At 60.1% G+C, this 1,585-nt stretch carries 1 protein-coding gene; it reads right to left on the reverse strand.

The genetic code is table 11. From position 1 onward, the window contains the following. Positions 1-1,280: 1,280 nt before the first annotated feature. Positions 1,281-1,585, reverse strand: a 305-nt coding sequence (locus tag ACK543_RS12560) for a hypothetical protein (RefSeq protein WP_409943182.1), incomplete at its 5' end; no start/stop codon positions are given.

The raw sequence follows: 1,585 nt of genomic DNA on the forward strand, positions 1-1,585 counted from the left end.
GTCAATAATGCGGTTTACGCATTGAACCACAGGCCTAGAAAGTGCTTGGGATACCGCACCCCTCATGAGGTGTTTTACGGCCTGGAGATCACCCCCATTAAACTGCCATCTGATGCACTTTGTCTGTGAATCCGCGAATCATTTTGGCCAGTAGCGCCTGATGGTATTGCCCATAAAGCTATTGATTTAGTAGCGTATTTGCCAAATGCAGCAAAGGGTGACGAGTGTCCTGGAGGGGATGGGGAGGGGGCATTCACCCGGGCCATTGCTTCGCCCGGCCTGAATTTCCGGGGGTGAGCGCAGCGACGAGCTGTGTGGCTGTTGGCTGTTGGCTGTGTGGCTGTTGGCTGTGTGGCTGTTGGCTGGTGGCTGTTGGCTGTTGGCTGTTGGCTGTTGGCTGTTGGCTGTTGGCTGTTGGCTGCTGGCTGCTGGCTGCTGGCTGCTGGCTCCCCCCACCGTTCGGGCTGAGCCTGTCGAAGCCGGGGCGCTGCCCCCCCACCCGTTCGGGCTGAGCCTGTCGAAGCCTGGGTCGCACTACCCCCCACCCGTTCAGGCTGAGCCTGTCGAAGCCTGGTTGGACCGTGGCGACGGCCTGCCCTGGTTGAGCGCAGGAGCCGGGATGTCGCCCCGGCGGGCGAGTCACTTTCTTTCGCATCGCCGAAAGAAAGTGACCAAAGAAAGGGCGACCCCACTGTCTGCGTCCCTGCGCTTCGCTTCGGGCAACCTGCGGTGCTCGCGGGAGGGGTGCGCTGCGGAACTCGCTGCGCGCCTATGGCGCTTCGCTCAAACACCCGCAGCGAGTCAGATCACCAAGCGCGTGCGTCCTTCGGCACACGCGCGTAAAGCTATACAAAGTCAAAAAAAGCCTGCCGCTCTTCGGCAAAATACGCGCAGTTCATTCCATCCACTCTTACGAAAGAACTTCTATGCGCTTGCACACTGCTCTGCTGACATCACTTGTCTTTGTTGGCACCTCTACGCACAGCCAAACACGGGCTAGCTTGGATGGGTCATGGGCAGGCACGGTGAAGGAAACCAACGGCAATCAAACCCAGGTGGAGTTAAAAGTTGCCAATGCGGCGGGTGCCTGGCGCATCACGCTTGCTTCCGGTGCCCCCTCACGCAATCAAAACCCCTGTGCCAACAGAGACCTTCCGATCAGCGTCAGGACAAACTCGGCCACCGATTTGGTGATTCAAATTGAGGGAGCCCAGGTCATTCGAGGTTGCTTGAACCAAACAGCGTCGTTCAAGTCGGCAGACGGGAATTCTTTGGAAGGCTCATTTGCCGATGGACGGGTAGTGAACCTCAAACGCCATTAGCCCGAGTTCATCGCTGCCGCACCACGCGCTGCGGATAAGGCCCGCAGCGCTCCTCGGCGCATGCAGAGGGGATGGGAAGCGGACATCCACGCGGGCCGTTGCTTCGCTCAGCCTGATCTTGCGGGGGGTCGCGCAGCGATGAGCCGTGTGGTTGTTGGCTCCCCCACCGTTCGGGCTGAGCCTGTCGAAGCCGGGGCACGATCCCCGCCCGTTCGGGCTGAGCTCGTCGAAGCCGGGGCGATATCCCGGTTCTTCCTTCAGCA

Origin of the sequence: Acidovorax sp. (assembly GCF_046341535.1) — a bacterium.
GTDB lineage: Bacteria > Pseudomonadota > Gammaproteobacteria > Burkholderiales > Burkholderiaceae_C > Acidovorax.